This is a genomic window from Mesorhizobium sp. M0074, from assembly GCF_040322975.1.
Taxonomy (GTDB): domain Bacteria; phylum Pseudomonadota; class Alphaproteobacteria; order Rhizobiales; family Rhizobiaceae; genus Mesorhizobium.
Genome location: NZ_JAMYUM010000045.1, coordinates 1 through 18,127, shown reverse-complemented (window position 1 = coordinate 18,127; position 18,127 = coordinate 1). Strand labels below are relative to the sequence as shown.

The window sequence follows — 18,127 nt, the reverse complement described above, 5'->3', positions numbered from 1 at the left end:
GGTTCGGAATGACCGGTTGATAAATCGGGAAGTGCCATAGGGAATCCTCCTGGTATTGCCGCCAGGGGGTCCTCTCAATGAACAAAGCCGCCTGACGGCGGCTTGTTTCAAGGCATGATCGAAACGCGCCGCTCCTTATGGAAGCGTCGCATAATAGATTGCAGCGATGAGCGCGGACTTGATCATGTGCCAATGCATAAAGGACTTTATCCGCGCCTGCAAGCAATCTGAAATGGCTACTTCGGGGAGCTGCCGAGCCTTTGTCGCGACGATTTTGCGACTTTTGCACCGTCGCAGAACTCAACTTTTGCGACAACATTTCCTGCTTCCCGCTTTCCTACTGATGTCGAGCCCAGACGCGCTTCACCTGCGCTTCGCTGCAGCCGGTCAGCTTTGCCGTCCTGCCGATACTGTTGCCGCCAGACCGGAAGACAATAATGCGTTCGTGTGTCATCAGTCAGCTTGGTCCGGCATATTTCCCGCCCGCCTTTGCCAATTCGATGCCTTGCCTCTGGCGTTCGCGGCGATCCTCGAAGTCGTCCCGAGCCATTTGCAGGGCGAGCTTCAGCAACATTTCCTGAATGGACTCGAGCACGATCTTGGCAACGCCGTCGGCGTCTGTCTTTGCCTGAAGCTGAAAAGCTGATCGAAACAATTCGGAATAAGGGTGCTGTCTTGCCGTACCTGGTGTTGTGGATCTTAGCGACATCGCGGCCAGCGACTGATGCGGTCTATCTTCTCCGCAACGACAACCTCCCCCGGCTGAAGGTCCGCGATTAGACGAAGCAGCTCCGGCCGGTCGGCGCGAGCGCCGGATGCCTTCTCGCGGTAGACGCCGGCGATGTAGTACCCGGCATCCCTCGCCTCAACGATGATCGATTCCTGGCGATCAAGATCCTGCCCTTGCGTACTGACCCGCAGATAAACACGAGCAACGTGCATATCCCTGGAATGAACCCCTCGCCTCACCCGCCCGTGGGGTCGGTTTCCCCTGTCAGAACGATCCCATCTGAAGGAACCCGGCCGTCATCACCACTACCGGTTGCCGCCGAGCGCCGAGGCAAGGCGCACAAGCGAGAGGAACTCGGACCTGTACCCAAACGGGCCGGCTCCTCGAGCGGCAGTGGCGATCTCCATGATCTTGTCGTAACCGAACTTCGCGGTCGCATCCTCGTCGCGCAGCTTCTGGCCGAAGGCCGCGACCGCGACCGAGAAACGCTGGTCGATGCTGGCCTGGTCGAAGGACGCAACCTCGCTGGCCGATGTCAGCGGTGTGGTGATCAGCTTCGAGACGTCCTCGTTCGGCAGCTTGTAGCGGATCTTGACGAAGGCATATTCATCCGCATTGGCGACGCCGCCATTGTCCACCGCCGCCTGGCGATAGCGCAGCGGATCGATCTGCTCGCCACCGCTGCCCTTGGGCGTGATCTCATAGATCGCGGTGACCGAGTGGCCCGAGCCGATATCGCCGGCATCGACGCGGTCGTTGTTGAAATCCTCGCGGTTCAGCGCCCGGGTCTCGTAGCCGATCAGCCGCTATTCCGAGACCTTGTCCGGGTTGAACTCGACCTGGATCCTGACGTCCTTGGCGATGGTGAACAGCGTCGAGGAGGCATCCTCGACCAGCACCTTTTCCGCTTCGGCAAGCGTGTCGATATAGGCCGCGGTGCCGTTGCCGTTCTGGGCGATCGTCTGCATCATCTGGTCGTTCAGATTGCCGCGGCCGCGTCGTCATCGACGGGAGCCAGACCAACCACGAGGCGATCGTTTCCTGCGACACCACAAATCGCTTGCAGGATCGCACCCGACGCCGGCTGAAGCCGATCCGCATCCGCCGGAGCCAGTATTTGAACAATCGGATCGAGCAGGACCATCGGCGCATCAAGCGCCGGGTCCGGCCGATGCTCGGCTTCAAATCGACGGCCACCGCCTCCACCATCCTTTCCGGCATCGAAATGATCCATATGATGCGCAAGCGACAGGCGAGGTACGCCTTCAATCCGAATCCGTCCCTGGCCGAGCAGTTCGAAATCCTCGCCGCCTGATTGACCTCGCATCAGGCCTCTCTGCGCCCCTATTCAGCCGTTGCAACAAAACCAATCGGCATCCTCCACCGGCTCCGGCTCGGAGTCATCGTCTTGGTCGTCCTCTTTCTCATCGCTGGTCGGCAGCAGTACGACGTCAGTGCATGAGATAGTCGACAGCGGCACGCAGCTGCTTATCGTAGCCATGATAAAACAGATAAGGGTCATTCTCGACGTATATGTCGGGTCTGATACCCTCGCCCTCAATAAGCCATCGAGAAACCCCGTTTTCCTTGACGTAGGAACCCGATTCAGGAATCCGGACCGGGCCGCCGTCAACTAGGTGTTTGATCCCGGGCTTTGATGGGGCATCCTTGTCGTCCGAATCAAAGGATGCGCTATGGGCCAGGTTCTTCATGGGAGCGCCACAACGACAGAGGCGGTCCGTCGAGCGATACAGCATAGTCAAGAGAGCCTGAGGACGCTGGCCAAGCGCCACGGGATCAACCAGAAGACGGTGGCGAAGTGGAAGGGGCGAGCTTCGGTCGCCGATCTGCCGACGGGTCCTAAGGAACCGAGATCGACGGTACTCTCGCCCGAGGAGGAGGCCGTCATCGTCGCCTTCCGGCGCTATACGCTGCTGCCGCTCGACGACTGCCTCTATGCGCTTCAGGCCACCATCCCGTGCCTGACGCGATCTTCATTGCATCGCTGCCTGCAACGCCATGGCATCAGCCGGTTGCCGGATACCGAGGGCGACAAACCGGCGAAGAGGAAATTCAAGAGCTACCCGATCGGCTATTTCCATATCGACATTGCCGAGGTCAGGACCGAGCAGGGCAAGCTGCACATGTTCGTCGCCATCGACCGCACCTCGAAGTTCGCTTTCGTCGAGTTGCACGAGAAAGCCCCCACCGCCGTCTCTAAAGAGTTCCTGCTCCGGCTGATCGCGGCCGTCCCCTACAAGATCCATACCGTGCTCACCGACAACGGCATCCAGTTCACCACCCCCGGCGCCGGTGGCTCGGCGGTGGCGCTGATCAAGGAGGCAATCGCCAAGGGCGAGATCTTCCGCGCTCACGCCTTCGAATACGCCTGCGCCAGGAACGACATCGAGCACCGCACGACCAAAGCAAGGCATCCGTGGACCAACGGCCAGGTCGAGAGAATGAACCGGACCATCAAGGATGCCACCGTTAAGCGCTTCTACTACGAGAGCCATGACCAGCTCCGCACCCATCTCGCCGACTTCGTTGCCGCCTACAACTTCGCTCGCAGACTCAAAACCCTCAAAGGTCTCACGCCCTACGAGTTCATCTGCAAGGCGTGGGCGTCACAACCGGAACGATTCAAACTCAATCCGCTCCAGCAAATGCCGGGATCAAACAACTAGGGTTCTGCCGCTATTGACCCAAATGCCTGCTCCTGACGTTCGCGTGCCAATCAGAACGCCTAAACCCATACGCCGCACGCCTTCAGCGATCAATTCGCCATTGGAGTATGTGTCACCATCGACCAAAACAACAAATTTTCCTTCGAAAGAATCCCTTGGATTCTTAAATAGAACGCTGTCGTAGCGACCATTTAAGTACATCCACGTCTTTCGTTGTAGAAAATTCAATATCCACGCATCCATGTTCCCGCCATTATTTCCGCGAACATCGATTATTATGCCTTTTCTACCTTGCATGGATGGATATTGCTGTACGATAGTTGCCGAATCCCTTTCATAGGATGCATAGAGGTGCAGATAACCGACCTTTCTGCCGCTTAATTTGTCCACCATCTCCTGATTTGAAGAGGTCCAATGCCTGTAGCGCAAAAATGCCTCTTCGGTTGGGCTGATCGTTTTCACCGCATTGTGCAGCACGCGACCATCCGCTTTGCTGACTGTTATCGATAGCGTTTGTCCCTCCTGCCCATCGAGAAGTTCATCAAAAGAGCTTTGGTTGCGAACGCGTGCGCCGTTGATCTGCGTAATTTGGTCCCCGGGGGACTATCGGCGGATTGGCCAAGCTCAATGGCGATCTGTCTTCCGCCAGGTCGATATCGCCGTCATAGACTTCTACGACCATCACGCCATCGCCGTCGCCATCGGAAAAAGCCCCTCCCAATCTTCCTAGGCCGCGCTGCTTGTCCGGGAAATCAATCGGTGAGCGCATCGATGTATGGCCTACGCCGAGCTCGGCAACCATCGCGGATGCTACCTCGTTGAACTCGGTTCGGTTCGACACCCTTGACAAGAATCCGATGTATTTGCGCCGGGCATCTTCCCAATTCTTCCCGTTCATTTTGGGATCCCAGAAATAATCCCGGTAAAGCCGCCACATCTCATTGAACATCTGAACACGCTCAACCGATTTGTCGATTTTCACGGCCAGGTTCGGCGCACTCGGACCAAGAGCTGTTCTGCGCCGTAGATGTCTTGAGACCGGCACTGGAATCACCAACCCTGTCCAAATCGATCGAATAGATAAGGCCGCGGTGTTGATAGTCCGGCCAGTAGTTTCTTGGTGCCCAAGGATCGGTTACCGTCGAACGGAAATTTGTTTCCGAAATGAAGTAGAGCTTCCTACCGTCTGAAGAAAAAGCCGGAAAATAGGACTCATACCGACCGCTTGTTACGTGAGTGACGGTATTGCAGCCAACATAAATATGGACACACGGCCGATGTCTTGCGGCGTGTAGGTCACAAATGCCATTTTCATGCTGTTCGCAGCCCAGCTTAACCATCGCGGCATGGTTTTTGAGGCGACATCTATGATCGCTGCGCGGCCCGTTTGAGAGTCAAGCCGGTACAACTTTCCGGAGATCGTGATGGCGATCATGATCGAACCATCCGGCGACACCGAAATATCTTCAAGTGGCTCCACAATATCATTGTGGACTTCCTTCGCGTCCCCACTGCGGAGGTCAAATCGATAAATTGTGTCTTCTCCGCTCATGTCCGATAGTGCAAAGAGATTGTCCCCGGCTGCAAGACGCACCGATTTCACCCGGGCAGCTGGGCTGCATTCCAGGCACGACGCCGTTTTGGCGGCGACGTCGACTGACCACAAATTCCCCCGCAATACGATCACTGCACGTTTCGCGTCGTTGGACAGCTGCAGCTCGGTCGCGTCGTTCGTATTGAACGTCATCAATTCGACGGTGCTGACCGCATGCGGAGGCAGACGTATCTCAACCTTCTCAGTCTTGCCGCTCGTCGGGTCGAAAGAATAGACGTCGCCCAGTTGCTGGTACAGGATTGACCCGTCGCCCAGCAACGAAATCGAACCGATGTCGTAGACACTTTCAAACGTGTGCTGCTTTAGATTCGCGCCGTTTAGGTCTATGGACCATAGGTTGAAGCGGCCGCTGCGGTCAGACAGAAAATAGATACGATTGAGCGCACATAGCGGCTGACGGCTTATTCCCGAGTAGGAGGAGGTCAACGGAACCGCTTGGATTCTAGGAGTTACAGCGCCGGGCGCGATGTCGGCAAGGATATCGGCCGAGATTCGGAATATCGATTGCGCATACCCCCCCACGATACAGCCTGTTATTGTCGATGAGCTTCTCGTTTTTGACGAATATGACGCTTCCATTGAAAAGACATCCCTCTGAGGCCTCTGCCAATGGAACAGGTCTCACCCTACGTGTCGCGATATCGACGATGAAAAGCAGCGGCCCGCGTTTCTTCGATTTTATCGTCGTTGAGTAGAGCACTTGGGAGTTGCCAAGCCATCCCTCTACCTTTGCATCGAGGCCGCCGTCATAGGTCAGACGGACGATTTCCCCCGTGGCCGGTGCGGCAAAGAAAATCTCCGATGATCGGCCCTCCAATGCGGAAAATGCGACATGCTTTCCATCCGGGGAACGCATTGGCGACGTTTCGTCAGTATGGCCACCAGTTATTCGGCGCGCGAACTTCCCCCGTTCCTGGAGCCAAATGCGGCCATTGAATTCAAAGACAAGGCTGGAACCATACCCTGATGGATTTTGGGCAAAATATGGAGCCTCCTGCGCTAGACACACCTTCGCGGAAAAAACCGAAAGTATAAATACTCCGATGATCGTCGCCAAGGACTTCCATGCTTTTCGAAACTGGAAGTCATAATTGAGATTGCGCACGATCTAGCTCCACACTTCGATATTGGTCGCATGCTTTCCGCAGTTGCGATTGGGAACCGCTCCACACCTTCCGCTGGCTGCGGACCTCACAATGACGACAGGAACGCCACCAGCCGGTCCCTGTCGTCCTTGGGGAGGTCCTTGAAGCGGGACACGGAATAGGTCGCCTCTCCGCCATGCCAAAGGGTTGCCTCCAAGAAATTGCGCGCCCGTCCATCGTGCAGGTAGCCGACTTTCTCCGAGACAGTGCCTTGCATGCCGATGCCCCAAAGAGCGGGCGTTCGCCAATATCGGCTGAGGCCGTCATCATTACTGTCCGCAAGAGCTTCACCCATGTCATGGAGCAGCATGTCGGTGAACGGATAAATTCGCTGACCACGAACCCGCTTGTCCGTGTCTTCCCGCGAGCTTGTTTGCCAAGACGGCCTGTGGCACATGGCGCAGCCCGCTTCCTCGAATAAGCGTGCGCCTCGCGCATGCTCATTTGCGTTGTCGAGCCGTCGCGCCGGCACGGCCAGCACTTTGAGGTATTCGGCAAGGTTCGTCACCAATCGATCATATTCCGATCGGGCGTTAGGTGCGGTCTCTTTGGGGATAGGTTGATGAATGCTAAGCTCACCGGCGAGAGCCGAGCGCGTCTGCATATTCAGATTGGAAACAGTTCCCTTCCATCCGAAACGGCCGACTTTGTCACAAGATTTGCTGGCCCGCTGCTCGCATGCCGTCCCGACGATGCCTCTCACACCGAATGCCGAGAATTCTTGTTTTTCAGCTGCTTTTCTAATCTCGTCGTCGGAAATCGCTTCGAGCAAGCCTAAACCGTAGACTCCTGGCGCATTGCGCAGATCGACAAGTCTTTTCTCGCTATCGACAATTGCTACAGGTGCAACGAGCTCGACGAGCTGGCCCCCTAGCGTGATCCGTTGCTTCGTTTCCCATTCCACGCCTTGAAGTTTCTGGGAAACGCTTGGGACGAGTATGTTTCGGAATACCGGCGGGACAGAGTGATGGCTTGATGCCTTGACCGAAAAGCCAGTCGAATCGAACGCCTCTGTGTGCGAAATCCCTCGGCCGTCGCTCGGATGGCAGCTTTCGCAGGAACGGGCATTGTAATCAGCTTCGATAGGCGGGCCGCTTTCGACGCTCGAAAGCCCGTCGATCGGAGGCTATTCCTGAAGGCAAGCGCACCATTGGAGAAGACGCGCCGCTCCTCGAGCTCGAGGAAAGGAGCGGCATGATTGTAGGGCGACTCCCCGAATGAATATACGGTCAGCGCCCCACCGGTCTTCTTCGCGTCGTACCAGTCGTCACCCGCGAATGAGACCAAGGGAGCAAGCGCTAGAAAAACGAGTGAACAAGCGACGACATTTTTGATGGATCTAGAAGGAAATCGCATGGCCCCACTGCGCCTTCTCACGCGCCGGCGTTAACACGGGAGGACATTGTGAAATTACCAGGTCAGTGGCCTGCAACAAATTCAATCTTTATTCGATCCGGATCCTCTACAAACAGGGCATAATAATCTTTGATACCGCTGGCGAATGGGTATCGATCATCATATAACATGGGGATAGAATTTTCGATGCAGTACTGTCGCATCGAGTCTACTTCTGATCGCTCTTCGATTTTGAAAGCAATATGATTCAGGCCGACCCCGCTTCTATGATATTTATGATTCTTGTATTTATCGGACACCTGTACGAATGTCAGATAAGCTTCCCGTTTTCTTCGAAGGGTAAATCCATCGTCCCACGCGGACGTTTCTTTATAACCGATTCTCGCCAGAATCGTTTCCCAAAACGCATACGAAGCATCGATGTTTGAAACATAGATTTCGATATGATGCAGCATTCGTTACCTCTCGCAGGAATTAAGCAGAACTACCAAGGGTTGCTCAATCAAAGGCAGAGTGCGACCCTGTCGGGTCGCGCTCTCGGTTGCAGTTCTTACGAACGGCCTGATCCTCTGTATTGGCTCGCGTTCACGCCTATTGGCACGCGAGCATAGTGTGTATCGCCGCCCTGCGATACGAAAAGGTCGAGATAGACATCGCCGTTCCGGTCTTCAAAGAGACATTGACTTGACGAGAAGATGGCCTCCTCGCCAAACGCCTGCACCCCCTGCTTGGCCAATTCGTCGGCGGTAGAGCTCACATGATTGGTGAAATTCATGCCGGTGTCGGTGGAGACCGCAACGACAAGCCGGGCATTGCCGTTGCCTTCATCATATTCCTTATATGCCGTCGCTCGAATTGGAGTGTTGATGAGCGCGCTATATTGGAAATGCGACGTCGACATGCCGGGGTTCGATGTCTCGGTATTCTGCACAGCTTGCGAGAGCTTGTTGTTCGCAATGACGTGCTCCCACGGCACAGGCCGGATGGCATCGTCAACTTAAGAAGCGTGGATACCGATGTGCGATGACGGGCTATGACAGAGCGTGACCCACTCTACCGCCGCCATCGCTTCCCCGCCGAGATCATCGCCCATGCTGTCTGGCTCTATTTCCGTTTTCCTCTCAGTTTGCGAATGGTCGAGGACTTGCTGGCGGCACGAGGGATTATTGTCTCGCATCAGACGGTCCGGCTTTGGGCAGAGAAATTCGGGCGGACCTTTGCCAGCGAGATCCGCCGCCGCTCAGCGGGTCGGCTGGATGACAAGTGGCATCTCGACGAGGCCGTCGTTTCGATCCGCGGCAAGAAGCACTGGCTCTGGCGCGCCGTCGATCAGGACGGTTTCGTCCTGGAGGTTCTGGTGCAAAGTCGTCGCAATGCCAAGGCCGCCAAGCGTCTGATGCGCAAGCTGTTGAAGGGCCAAGGCCGCGCGCCGCGCGTGATGATCACCGACAAGCTTCGGTCTTACGACGCTGCAAAGCGAGAGATCATGCCGGGGGTCGAACACCGTTCGCATAAAGGCTTGAACAATCGGGCGGAGAATTCCCATCAGCCAGTCCGGCGACGGGAACGGATCATGAAACGCTTCAAGTCACAACGCCATTTGCAGCGCTTCGTCTCCATCCATGATCCGATTGCCAACCTGTTCCACATCCCCCGCCACGAAATCTCCTCCAGCCATCATCGCGAACTGCGTTCAGAGGCAATGAACCTCTGGGCAAAAATCGCGCGGGCTTGAACCGCCGTGGGGCAAGCGGGCTACGACCGCCTCGCGCTCTTTAAGTTTACGATGCCCACAGGTGTCGTTCACCTCGGAGGTCGGGTACCCCGCAACGATCAACGATGACGCTGCCGTCCAGGTCGCAGTCGCGTCCATCAAGCGCCATTTTGGCGAGGGAGCGGTTTCCCAACTTGCTGTACCAATGATGTTCAGCGAAGATTCCTCGTTCATGCTGAACAAGGTCCCCGGTGCCTATGTGCTCATCGGGAACGGTGACAGTTCCGGGCTGCACTCGACGACGTATGACTTCAACGATGACATCCTCGTACGTGGCGCCGCTTTTTTCTACAATCTTGCAAGAGATCATTTCGCATGACGTTAGCGTGAATTCCAAGTCGGAAAAGACTTAACAGTCCCGCGCCTCCCCCTTTGCGAGGCCGGACCTCGCATCGCCAAAAGCTACCTGGACTGGCAACATTGACGAGAACTGGCGCTATATCCAAGGCCAGTCGGCAATGTAAATGACATCAATGCCGGACCGTCGGCTTACAGTTCATCGGCCAAAGAGTTGGAGACACAATGACGTTCCTGCGCGGCTTGTCCGCTTTTCCCATCACCCCCGCTGATCGCGGCGGTAATATCGATGAGCCCGCATTGGAAAAACTTCTTGCGCGCTTGATGGAGGCAAAGGTCGATTCTATCGGCCTGTTGGGAAGCACGGGCAGTTACATGTTCCTGTCGCGCCAACAGCGCCAATACGCAATTGAGGTGGCCGTCGATAAAGTCGGTGCTGATATTCCCTTGTTGGTCGGGATTGGAGCGCTGAGGACGGACGAAGCCGTGCAACATGCCAAGGATGCCAAAGCGATCGGTGCGACAGCCGGCTTGCTGTCTGCAGTGTCGTACGCACCTCTGACCGAGGATGAAGTGTTCGAGCATTTCCAAACGCATTGGAATCCGGTTTGCCGATTTGCATCTATGACAATCCCGGAACAACGCATTTCCGGTTCTCATCCGCCTTGGTCGAAAGGCTGTCTCGGGTGCCCGGGATCGTCGCCATCAAAAACCCCGGTTTTGGCCCGGCTGAAACCCAGCGCCATCTGGAGGACCAGCGCTCACAGGTGCCAGACGGCTTTTCGATCGGCTACAGTGGAGACGCGCAGTGCACCGAGGCGATGATTGCAGGTGCCGATACCTGGTACAGTGTCATTGGCGGACTTCTTCCCGATGCCTGTTTGAAGATCGTCAGAGCTGCACAAAGGGGCGACGCGGCCGAGGCACGTAGGATCAATGCCAGCCTCGAGCCGCTCTGGGCTCTGTTTAAACGGTATTCCAGCCTGCGGGTTGTCTATGCTTTGGCGGAGGCATTGGAGATCTGCCATGCTTCACCTCCCCTGCCCATCAGGTCACTTTCCGAGGACGCGCGGTCAGAGGTTTTGGCAGTGCTAAAGCAGCTTCCAGCCGATGTGATCAGCCTATCCAGATGAGCAGATAGCCATGATCATCGATCCCTCGGTGGGCACTCCCCTGATAATGGCGTTCTCGGCCTACATTCTGGCCGCATCCAGTCCAGGGCCGAGCAATCTTGCCATCATGAATACTGCCATGAGCCGGGGCCGTGTCGCAGCGCTTGCACTGGCTGCCGGCGTCGTCTCTGTCTCCTGGATGTGGGCAGTGCTCGCCTCGACCGGCGTTGCAACGGTATTGAAAGCCTGGCCGAGTGCTCTCAATGTCATGCAGTTCATCGGAGGCTGCTATCTGTTCTATCTCAGTGCACGGTTTGCCGGCTCCGCGCTTGCCGGAAAAGACCTTTCTGCACCGCCGGAGGCGGCGCTGTCCCGCACGGAGTTGGGCAAGATCTATCGGCGCGGGATCGCCCTGCATATCGCCAATCCGAAGGCCATCATGGGCTGGATTGCAACAATTTCTCTCGGGTTGCAGCCGGGTACGCCCGCCTACATGCCCTTTGTCATCATGCTGGGGTGTGCGTTTCTGGCCGTGGTGATTTTCGGGGGATACGCGATCGTGTTTTCGCTCCCATCGGTTTCGCGTGTCTATCAGAAAGCGCAGCGATGGATCGACGGCGTTCTCGCAGCCTTTTTTGTCATCGCAGGCGTTCGGCTGATTTATGCCACTATCGGACCATGGATCTTGTCTTGATGGGCCACCCGGCCAAGCGCGACCGGGATTGCCCCCATCACTCCGGGGTCTATCGCACCCATGCATAGACCCGTCTGGAGCGAAGATGACACGTAACGCTTTGCCCGCTATCGGACGCGTCTAGAGGCTTGTCCTTACACGCGGTCTTTGCAGCTCTGCCACCGCCATCACAAACCGCAACTCGCTGTTTCCGCAATTCAGGTAGGCGTGCCTGTCTTCCGTGCGGGCCAGAACCGACGACCCTGCCTGGAGCACATGTTCACTCTCGTCGAGCCGCAAGGTCAGCTCACCAATTTCCACGTTCAGAAGCTCAAGCGTTCCTGGTGAATGGCCGGGCGACTCGAAGATTTCACCGGGAAAGATCGTCCAGCGCCAAAGCTCGATCTCGTCAGGCCCATGCGTACCGACCATCAGCGTCGCGGTTCCCCCCTTTGGACCATGCCACAGCGTCGAGGCGTCCTCCGGAAGAACAATTCGAACCGGCACACTCGACGCGAGACCGACGAAATCGGCGACCGATACGCCAAGCGCCGTGGCGGCCCTGCAAAGCGTGGCGATACTCGGATTGGCCGAACCTTTTTCGATTTCAACGAGCATGCCTTTGCTCACACCGGATTTTCTGGAGAGCTCGTCGAGGGTCAAGCCGTTCTGGCGACGGAATAATTTCATGTTTTGAGACACCGTGGCGCTGACGCGTTCAACATCGGCTACCGTCTCGGTCGATATATTGACTTTCTTTTCCATGGTCGTTATTATAGACTAAATTGGTCAGTGAGAGCTAGTGGCATGTTGGAATTTCCGATCATCGAAAAAGAGATTGCCCCGATTGCCCCGGATTTCCGGGCGGTCAGCATAATCGTCGATGCCAACGCTGCGACGCAAGGCACTATGGCAAGGGACATCCTGGAAGAAGCCTGTGATTTTGCGCGTGCAGGCGGACCGCAATGGTCGGAGGCCCATTTGGCGAGCTGGGGGGAGGTTTATACCCGTTTTGGCGCAAAGCCGAACCGCACACCCTGCTCTGCCCAGGCATTGAAGAAACGCGTCGAGAGAGATGGACGACTTCCCTCCATCAACCCGATCGTCGATCTCTACAATGCCGTTAGCCTGCGTTTTGCAATTCCGGTCGGCGGCGAGAATTTTGACGCCTATGTCGGGGTGCCGCGCTTGTCGGTTTCAGACGGGACCGAACAGTTCGACACGACCATGAACGGCGAGGCGATCATCGAACGCCCGTCGAAGGGCGAGGTGATCTGGCGCGATGATGTTGGTGTAACGTGCCGGCGCTGGAACTGGCGACAGGGAACCCGGACCCGGCTGGACGCGATTGGCGGCCGCATGTGGTTCATTTTGGAAAGCTTGGGGACCATGCCCGAGGAGGCGCTTGAGGAGGCGGGGGATATGTTGGAGAGAGGCCTGAGGAGCCTTGCGCCGGAGTGCGAGATCAAGCGGCAGACGATCGGCATCGTGTAGTCCTACTCTGCTGAATACATAGATCAGTCCAGTTATATGGTTCTGTCGCAAACTTTTCGGAAAGGTCATTTGCTGCATGAGGTTCCGTCGCAAACTCCAGCTGAGGTCGCAAGGGCAGGTTGAGCGTCACGCGGCGCTCATGCGGCGAGCATTTCGAACTGCTTGGCAATGGAGGGCGTGGGATTGTAGGCAAACCTGGCCTGTCGTTTGCGCATCATATGAACCATCTCGATGCCCGAGAGGATAATTTGGCGGTTGTGGTTGACTTGAAGCCGAGCATGGACCGGACGCGGCGCTTGATGCGCCTATGATCCTGTTCGATGCGGTTGTTGAAATACTGGCTCTTGCGGATTCTGATCGGCTTCAGTGCTCGTCGCGATCGATGCCGCAGGCGATTTTCAAGCTCGCAAGATCGGATGGCCTCGTGATTGGTCTGGCTGCCGTCGATGGCGATACGTTCCGGCCTGCCATGGCGCTGCAGGGCCTTCCGTAAGAAGCGTTTGGCCGCCGGCAGGTCACGGTTTCGCTGAAAAAGAATTCGACCGTATCGCCGAGGCTGTCGATAGCACGATAGAGATACATCCATTGGCCTCGAACCTTGATGTAGGTTTCGTCCATGTGCCATTTTCCAGTGACGCTGCGCTTGCGCCGGTTGAAGCGTTCAAGCAGCAGAGGCGAAAAATGCACGACCCAGCGGTGGACAGTGGAATGGTCGACGTGAATGCCGCGCTCGGCCATCATCTCTTCCAGATCGCGCAGGCTGAGATTGTAGGCAAGATACCAGCGAACGCACAGTAGGATCACGGATCGATCAAAATGGCGGCCTGTGAACATGACAAACTCCCGGAAAAAAGAGCAAGCGTCATGCAGCAAATGAAAAGTTTGCGAGAACCCGCCGTTCTTCTGGCCAATTCTGGCTTCATCTTGAAACCACACCTCGACGGGCTTGCCCTTCGGCAGGTCGGCGAGCTGGGCGTCTAGCGTGCGCAGAAGTTTTTTGAACTCTTCCACGATCCAGGCATCCTGCGCCGGATGGCGCGGGCGCGCGCTCATATGCGAGAAGCCGAGTTCCTTCAGCAGCTTGCCCACGTAGCGCTCGTGATAGGTGACACCGAAACGATCCGCGATGACGCGCTGCAGATCGATGCGCCGCCAGCGCACCACGCCGTCAACCGCCAGGTCCGGTCCTGTCTCGACGATTTGCGCCAGTTCGGCCTTCTGTTCCGGCGACAGGCGCGGGGTGGGTCGGCCATACCAGGCATCCTTCAGTCCGTCAGGGCCATCCTCGTTGAAGCGATGCACCCAGTCCCGCGGTCCATGCCGCCGATCCGTGCAGCATCTTCCCGGCTCATCCCCGTCCATGACCCCGGCCAGCGACAACCACCGCCCGCGCTGGTTGATGTCCTTCGCCGCCTTCGCCAATCGCCGAAGCACCGCAGCCGAATAGTCCGTCCGTATTTTCACCTCGCACCGAATCCTCCTCGCAACAAGGGGTCACGGATCAATCGAGGCGGGAACCCTAGAGAATCAGCCCTCAGAGCCTTTGGTAATAGACCGACCCCTCGCACCGGTTTGGGCTGGGTGTACAAGTCAGGTTTTCATCAGGTTCGACGAGTGTGTCTGGCAGCCAGAGGGTCGCGTCCCCAGACGTGGTGTAGCTCGGCGGTAGCGAAGCCGCTCGCGAGCGCGCCCTCAACAGCGCCGTAGATGCTATGGGCGGCGGCGAGCGTGTGGCACCCTCGACGCTGTTGAGCAGCTACCTAAGGAGCGCCCCATGTCACCATCCTTTGATGCAAGCAAATCCCTTACCGCCCTTGATCAGGACAGCACGTTGGTCGCAGTGATTGAGATGAGCCAGACAAAGTGGCTCATTGCTGCGACGGTCCCTGGCTTTGAACGTAACCCTCTCAAGAAGCTCGATGCCGACCCGGATTCGGTGTTCAGGCTGTTGCGCCGCTGGCGCAGCGAAGCCATCCAAGCCGGGCGTGAAGTCCGGCGCATCGTTGTCGCCTATGAGGCTGGACGCGACGGCTTTTGGTTGGCGCGCTGGCTCCAGGCGCGCGCTGTCGAAGCTTATGTCATACATCCATCGAGCGTCGCGGTTTCCCGTGAACATCGGCGTGCCAAGACCGATCGCCTCGATACCGAACTGCTGATGCGCGCCTTTCTTGGCTGGCTGCGGGGCGAGAAGCGCCACTGCAGCATGGCAGCCATCCCAACCATCAATGAGGAGGAGGCCCGCCGTCCGAACCGTGAACGAGACAATCTCGTCCGCGAACGTACACGGATCGTCGACCGCATCAAGGCAATCCTCGCTCGCTTCGGCATTCGCGCCTTCAAACCCAATCTGCGCAAAGCTGCCGAGAAACTGGAGGCTCTGCATACGGCGGAAGGTATGCCCCTACCGGAACGAAGCCGAGCCGAGTTGCGCCGTAATCTCGGACGGCTTCACCTGTTGCGTGAACAAATCCACGAGATCGAACAGGAGCGGTTGCGGCAGCTCTCGGTGGTTCCGGACACGGAGAAGGGTCCGCTCGCGATGGTTCGCCTTCTTGCGCGGATCATCGGTGTCGGTATCGAGACTGCGGACATGCTGGTGAATGAGATTCTCTCACGCGGCCTGCGTGATCGGCGAGCCGTCGCCCGCTATGCCGGACTTACCGGGGCGCCGGATGAGAGCGGCCAACGCAGGCGCGAGAAAGGTCTTGCGAGGGCCGGCAACGCTCGCGTCCGCTACGGCATGATCCTATTGGCTTGGCGGTTCCTCCAATTCCAAAAGAACAGCGCGCTGGCGCACTGGTTTTGCGCGAGAACGGCCGATGGCCGTGGCGGTACGCGCAAGACAATGATCGTGGCTTTGGCGCGCAAGCTACTGATTGCCTTCTGGCGACTTGTCACGACCGGCGAGATCCCGACGGGAGTAGCCCTGCGTCCGGTATAAAGCATGGAGGAGCGTTCGACAGGACGAGCATTGAAGTTTGGCAGCTGCAATAGCGTCTGCCAATAACGATCCGAGGTGGTGGTGATCCCGGTCGCTCACATGGCTTACGACGCCGCGCTGTAGAATGGGCCCACCGCCCGGAGCTTCGCCGCCGATGCGTATGGCTGCATCATGGTTTTTGATCCGCGAGGATCAACCGCATACAAGCTTGCGGCGCGTTTACGGGCGCCTGATGGCGAGCTCCCCTCGGTTTGAAGTTGTAGACCTCTACAAACAGCACCTGCCGGCTCAATGTAACGCTGCCGCCGTGCTCGTGACCATCAAGGGCAAGTCGCTTCGCGATGGCCAAAGGCCCACCCTTGACCGTCACTGCGCGCGGCGCCCCAATGGACCCCGGAGCCAAAGCAGGAACAAATGGGCGCACACGGCTGAACAAGGAGACGGAACGACTGAAAGATCACCTTGACAAAGATTAGCCCATACAAGCGAGCGAGCGGCTTTGCGGCGGTCATCGATGTTCCCCGGTAAGGTCGGGTTGCTGACACCAACCTGATTCGAAGGAACCACCGATGACCGACGACATGATGAACCTGCGCACGCTCGTGGAGAAGACCCCCGACGCCGATATCTTGCGCGAGATGATCGGCTTTGCCGCCGAGCGGCTGATGGAGCTGGAGGTGGGCGCCGCCACCGGCGCCGCCTATGGCGAGAAGAACCCGCTGCGGACGGCTCAGCGCAACGGCTACCGCGAGCGCGACTGGGAGACGCGGGCCGGCACCGTCGAGCTACGCATCCCCAAACTCAGGAAGGGCTCCTACTTTCCGGGCTTCCTCGAACCGCGGCGCATGGCGGAGAAGGCGCTGACGGCCGTCATCCAGGAGGCCTACATCCAGGGCATCTCGACGCGCTCGGTCGACGACCTGGTCAAGGCGATGGGGATGAGCGGCATCTCCAAGAGCCAGGTCAGCCGGTTGTGCGAGGAGATCGACGGCAAGGTCAAAGCGTTCCTTGAAAGACCCATCGAGGGCGACTGGCCATACCTGTGGATCGACGCCACCTACCTGAAGGTGCGCCGCGGCGGGCGCATCGTCTCGGTCGCCGTCATCATCGCCGTCGGCGTCAACAGCGACGGCCGGCGCGAGGTGCTCGGCATGGAGATCGGCACCTCGGAGGCCGAGCCGATCTGGACGGAGTTCCTGCGCAAGCTGACCCGCCGCGGCCTGCGCGGCGTCAAGCTTGTCGTCTCCGACGCCCATGAGGGCATCAAGGCGGCGGTCTCGAAGGTGCTGTGCGCCACCTGGCAACGCTGTCGGGTTCATTTCATGCGCAATGTGCTGGCGCATGCCGGCAAGAGCGGTCGCCGCGTCGTCTCGGCCTTCATCGCCACCGCCTTCGCCCAGGAGACGCCGGAAGCCGCCAGCACCCAATGGCGCGCCGTTGCCGACCAGATCCGGCCGAAGGTGCCCAAGCTCGCCGCCATCATGGACGACGCCGAGCCCGACGTGCTGGCCTACATGACCTTCCCCAGGGAGCACCGCGCCAAGCTGCATAGCACCAACCCGATCGAGCGCCTCAACGGCGAGATCAAGCGCAGGACCGAGGTCGTCGGCATCTTCCCCAATGACGATGCCATCGTCCGCCTCGTCGGCGCGTTGCTGCTTGAACAGAATGATGAATGGGCCGTCCAGCGCGCCAGATACATGACGCTGGAAACCATCAGCCAAATGAGCGATGATCCTCTCATCAGCCTGCCAGCCGTGGCACGCTGATCATCCCGGCCCCATGCCGGAGAGCGCGGCGACCAAGCCGTCAGCTACACCACTCCCTGGGACACGATCCAGCGAAGCCGGCTTCGGCATCGAAATTGATGCTGGCTGGAAGAACTTTGCTGACCACTGGAATCGACTGCTTCTTGATGAATACATGCGTGACGGCCGGACCTATCGCTACCGGCGCTATGGTGCGTTTGAATATGACGCGGTGGAGGGAATTTTTCGGCTCCTGCCGCATGCCCCTTACGCGTCATGCTGTCTTCGGCGATATAGCCGCCCGGAGTGCTGCGACACGTGCACGATAGCATCAGCTCACGACGATGGATTGCTAACGGCGAACTCATGCTGGTCGGCAAGGCTATACTGCTGGAGCATCAACTCGGCCGACGAGAGTGGCCCACGATCCTGGGCAGGATCGGCCGACATGCCCGGCATCGCCGCTCTGAAAGAGCACAGCGGGAATCCAGACGCTGCCGGGTTGACTATGGGTGTCCGAACCGCGAAAAGGGGCCGCTCTTCATGAGTGGCGTG

Annotated in this window: 19 protein-coding genes and 7 pseudogenes; 12 read left to right on the top strand and 14 right to left on the bottom strand. The window is 58.0% G+C overall.

Annotated features, from left to right (window positions below; genetic code table 11):
* The first annotated feature begins 166 nt into the window (after positions 1-166).
* The gene (locus NKJ73_RS34430) at positions 167-646 is read left to right on the top strand and encodes a hypothetical protein (protein WP_502905422.1); all 480 of its coding nucleotides are present in this window, start codon (positions 167-169) and stop codon (positions 644-646) included.
* Positions 647-699: 53 nt separating this feature from the next.
* On the opposite strand, the gene NKJ73_RS34425 is transcribed toward NKJ73_RS34430, so the two are convergent.
* Together NKJ73_RS34425 and NKJ73_RS33035 are read right to left on the bottom strand one after the other, a co-directional pair.
* Positions 700-942: a recombinase family protein gene (locus NKJ73_RS34425; protein WP_023804241.1), complete on the bottom strand. Its 243-nt coding sequence runs from the start codon at positions 940-942 to the stop codon at positions 700-702.
* A 93-nt stretch (positions 943-1,035) separates the two neighbouring features.
* Positions 1,036-1,725, bottom strand: a pseudogene (locus NKJ73_RS33035) (YfbK domain-containing protein); the annotation flags it as partial.
* Between NKJ73_RS33035 and NKJ73_RS33030 the strand changes: the two are divergent.
* Positions 1,725-2,045 (top strand): annotated as a pseudogene (locus NKJ73_RS33030) (DDE-type integrase/transposase/recombinase); the annotation flags it as partial. The pseudogenes NKJ73_RS33035 and NKJ73_RS33030 sit on opposite strands and share 1 nt — an antisense overlap.
* Positions 2,046-2,181: 136 nt before the next feature.
* Here the strand turns inward: NKJ73_RS33030 and NKJ73_RS33025 are convergent.
* Positions 2,182-2,442, bottom strand: coding sequence for a S41 family peptidase (locus tag NKJ73_RS33025; protein ID WP_352572538.1), 261 nt, complete (start codon positions 2,440-2,442; stop codon positions 2,182-2,184).
* On the opposite strand from NKJ73_RS33025, the gene NKJ73_RS33020 reads away from it, so the two are divergent.
* On the top strand, positions 2,425-3,417 hold the full coding sequence (locus NKJ73_RS33020; RefSeq protein WP_352572536.1) for an IS481 family transposase: 993 nt from the start codon (positions 2,425-2,427) through the stop codon (positions 3,415-3,417). The two genes, NKJ73_RS33025 and NKJ73_RS33020, sit on opposite strands and share 18 nt — an antisense overlap.
* On the opposite strand, the gene NKJ73_RS33015 is transcribed toward NKJ73_RS33020, so the two are convergent.
* The 7 genes from NKJ73_RS33015 to NKJ73_RS32985 form a co-directional block, all read right to left on the bottom strand.
* Positions 3,406-3,894: a S41 family peptidase gene (locus NKJ73_RS33015; RefSeq protein WP_352572534.1), complete on the bottom strand. Its 489-nt coding sequence runs from the start codon at positions 3,892-3,894 to the stop codon at positions 3,406-3,408. The two genes, NKJ73_RS33020 and NKJ73_RS33015, sit on opposite strands and share 12 nt — an antisense overlap.
* 64 nt (positions 3,895-3,958) lie before the next feature.
* Positions 3,959-4,399, bottom strand: coding sequence for a hypothetical protein (locus tag NKJ73_RS33010; RefSeq protein WP_352572532.1), 441 nt, complete (start codon positions 4,397-4,399; stop codon positions 3,959-3,961).
* Between the two features lie 246 nt (positions 4,400-4,645).
* A complete protein-coding gene (locus NKJ73_RS33005) occupies positions 4,646-5,458 on the bottom strand; it encodes a hypothetical protein (RefSeq protein ID WP_352572530.1) in 813 nt (270 codons plus the stop codon).
* Between the two features lie 16 nt (positions 5,459-5,474).
* Entirely contained in the window at positions 5,475-6,137 is a 663-nt protein-coding gene (locus NKJ73_RS33000) for a hypothetical protein (protein ID WP_352572528.1), read from the bottom strand.
* 86 nt (positions 6,138-6,223) lie between these two features.
* Complete coding sequence (locus NKJ73_RS32995) at positions 6,224-7,081, bottom strand: di-heme oxidoredictase family protein (protein WP_352572526.1); 858 nt, start codon at positions 7,079-7,081, stop codon at positions 6,224-6,226.
* A 514-nt stretch (positions 7,082-7,595) separates the two neighbouring features.
* Complete coding sequence (locus tag NKJ73_RS32990; protein WP_352572524.1) at positions 7,596-7,988, bottom strand: VOC family protein; 393 nt, start codon at positions 7,986-7,988, stop codon at positions 7,596-7,598.
* A 95-nt stretch (positions 7,989-8,083) separates the two neighbouring features.
* Positions 8,084-8,434 (bottom strand): hypothetical protein, encoded by a 351-nt coding sequence (locus tag NKJ73_RS32985; RefSeq protein ID WP_352572522.1) that lies wholly within the window; start codon positions 8,432-8,434, stop codon positions 8,084-8,086.
* 132 nt (positions 8,435-8,566) lie between these two features.
* Between NKJ73_RS32985 and NKJ73_RS32980 the strand changes: the two genes are divergently transcribed.
* From NKJ73_RS32980 to NKJ73_RS32960, 5 genes and pseudogenes are all read left to right on the top strand, one after another.
* Complete coding sequence (locus tag NKJ73_RS32980) at positions 8,567-9,268, top strand: IS6 family transposase (protein ID WP_352572520.1); 702 nt, start codon at positions 8,567-8,569, stop codon at positions 9,266-9,268.
* Positions 9,269-9,329: 61 nt separating this feature from the next.
* Positions 9,330-9,626: a M20/M25/M40 family metallo-hydrolase gene (locus NKJ73_RS32975; RefSeq protein ID WP_352572518.1), complete on the top strand. Its 297-nt coding sequence runs from the start codon at positions 9,330-9,332 to the stop codon at positions 9,624-9,626.
* A 203-nt stretch (positions 9,627-9,829) separates the two neighbouring features.
* Positions 9,830-10,138, top strand: a pseudogene (locus NKJ73_RS32970) (dihydrodipicolinate synthase family protein); the annotation flags it as partial.
* 125 nt (positions 10,139-10,263) lie between these two features.
* Positions 10,264-10,737, top strand: a pseudogene (locus NKJ73_RS32965) (dihydrodipicolinate synthase family protein); the annotation flags it as partial.
* A 10-nt stretch (positions 10,738-10,747) separates the two neighbouring features.
* Positions 10,748-11,410, top strand: a complete 663-nt coding sequence (locus NKJ73_RS32960) for a LysE family translocator (protein ID WP_352572515.1) — start codon at positions 10,748-10,750, stop codon at positions 11,408-11,410.
* A gap of 120 nt (positions 11,411-11,530) precedes the next feature.
* Here NKJ73_RS32960 and NKJ73_RS32955 read toward each other — a convergent pair whose 3' ends face one another.
* On the bottom strand, positions 11,531-12,154 hold the full coding sequence (locus NKJ73_RS32955) for a helix-turn-helix domain-containing protein (protein WP_352572513.1): 624 nt from the start codon (positions 12,152-12,154) through the stop codon (positions 11,531-11,533).
* Positions 12,155-12,196: 42 nt separating this feature from the next.
* On the opposite strand from NKJ73_RS32955, the gene NKJ73_RS32950 reads away from it, so the two are divergent.
* A complete protein-coding gene (locus NKJ73_RS32950) occupies positions 12,197-12,883 on the top strand; it encodes a B3/B4 domain-containing protein (RefSeq protein WP_352572511.1) in 687 nt (228 codons plus the stop codon).
* A gap of 137 nt (positions 12,884-13,020) precedes the next feature.
* Here the strand turns inward: NKJ73_RS32950 and NKJ73_RS32945 are convergent.
* Together NKJ73_RS32945 and NKJ73_RS32940 are read right to left on the bottom strand one after the other, a co-directional pair.
* Positions 13,021-13,717 (bottom strand): annotated as a pseudogene (locus NKJ73_RS32945) (IS6 family transposase).
* A gap of 60 nt (positions 13,718-13,777) precedes the next feature.
* Positions 13,778-14,359 (bottom strand): annotated as a pseudogene (locus NKJ73_RS32940) (winged helix-turn-helix domain-containing protein); the annotation flags it as partial.
* Between the two features lie 298 nt (positions 14,360-14,657).
* Between NKJ73_RS32940 and NKJ73_RS32935 the strand changes: the two are divergent.
* The 3 genes and pseudogenes from NKJ73_RS32935 to NKJ73_RS32925 form a co-directional block, all read left to right on the top strand.
* Positions 14,658-15,824 carry an IS110 family RNA-guided transposase gene (locus NKJ73_RS32935; RefSeq protein WP_352572509.1) on the top strand — a complete coding sequence of 389 codons (1,167 nt, stop codon included), beginning with the start codon at positions 14,658-14,660 and terminating at the stop codon, positions 15,822-15,824.
* Positions 15,825-16,393: 569 nt separating this feature from the next.
* Positions 16,394-17,593, top strand: a complete 1,200-nt coding sequence (locus tag NKJ73_RS32930) for an IS256 family transposase (protein ID WP_352572508.1) — start codon at positions 16,394-16,396, stop codon at positions 17,591-17,593.
* Positions 17,556-17,834: pseudogene (locus NKJ73_RS32925) on the top strand (2OG-Fe dioxygenase family protein); the annotation flags it as partial. The gene NKJ73_RS32930 and the pseudogene NKJ73_RS32925, both read left to right, overlap by 38 nt.
* A gap of 74 nt (positions 17,835-17,908) precedes the next feature.
* Here NKJ73_RS32925 and NKJ73_RS32920 read toward each other — a convergent pair.
* On the bottom strand, positions 17,909-18,127 hold a 219-nt coding region (locus NKJ73_RS32920; protein WP_352572542.1), incomplete at its 5' end, for a hypothetical protein.

Excerpts from the sequence above, each read along its gene's own strand:
- NKJ73_RS34430 (WP_502905422.1), top strand. The coding sequence starts at position 167 with ATGAGCGCGGACTTGATCATGTGCCAATGCATAAAGGACTTTATCCGC.
- NKJ73_RS34425 (WP_023804241.1), bottom strand. The coding sequence starts at position 942 with ATGCACGTTGCTCGTGTTTATCTGCGGGTCAGTACGCAAGGGCAGGAT.
- NKJ73_RS33020 (WP_352572536.1), top strand. The coding sequence starts at position 2,425 with ATGGGCCAGGTTCTTCATGGGAGCGCCACAACGACAGAGGCGGTCCGT.
- NKJ73_RS33025 (WP_352572538.1), bottom strand. The coding sequence starts at position 2,442 with ATGAAGAACCTGGCCCATAGCGCATCCTTTGATTCGGACGACAAGGAT.
- NKJ73_RS32990 (WP_352572524.1), bottom strand. The coding sequence starts at position 7,988 with ATGCTGCATCATATCGAAATCTATGTTTCAAACATCGATGCTTCGTAT.
- NKJ73_RS32985 (WP_352572522.1), bottom strand. The coding sequence starts at position 8,434 with ATGTCGACGTCGCATTTCCAATATAGCGCGCTCATCAACACTCCAATT.
- NKJ73_RS32980 (WP_352572520.1), top strand. The coding sequence starts at position 8,567 with ATGACAGAGCGTGACCCACTCTACCGCCGCCATCGCTTCCCCGCCGAG.
- NKJ73_RS32960 (WP_352572515.1), top strand. The coding sequence starts at position 10,748 with ATGATCATCGATCCCTCGGTGGGCACTCCCCTGATAATGGCGTTCTCG.
- NKJ73_RS32955 (WP_352572513.1), bottom strand. The coding sequence starts at position 12,154 with ATGGAAAAGAAAGTCAATATATCGACCGAGACGGTAGCCGATGTTGAA.
- NKJ73_RS32950 (WP_352572511.1), top strand. The coding sequence starts at position 12,197 with ATGTTGGAATTTCCGATCATCGAAAAAGAGATTGCCCCGATTGCCCCG.
- NKJ73_RS32935 (WP_352572509.1), top strand. The coding sequence starts at position 14,658 with ATGTCACCATCCTTTGATGCAAGCAAATCCCTTACCGCCCTTGATCAG.
- NKJ73_RS32930 (WP_352572508.1), top strand. The coding sequence starts at position 16,394 with ATGACCGACGACATGATGAACCTGCGCACGCTCGTGGAGAAGACCCCC.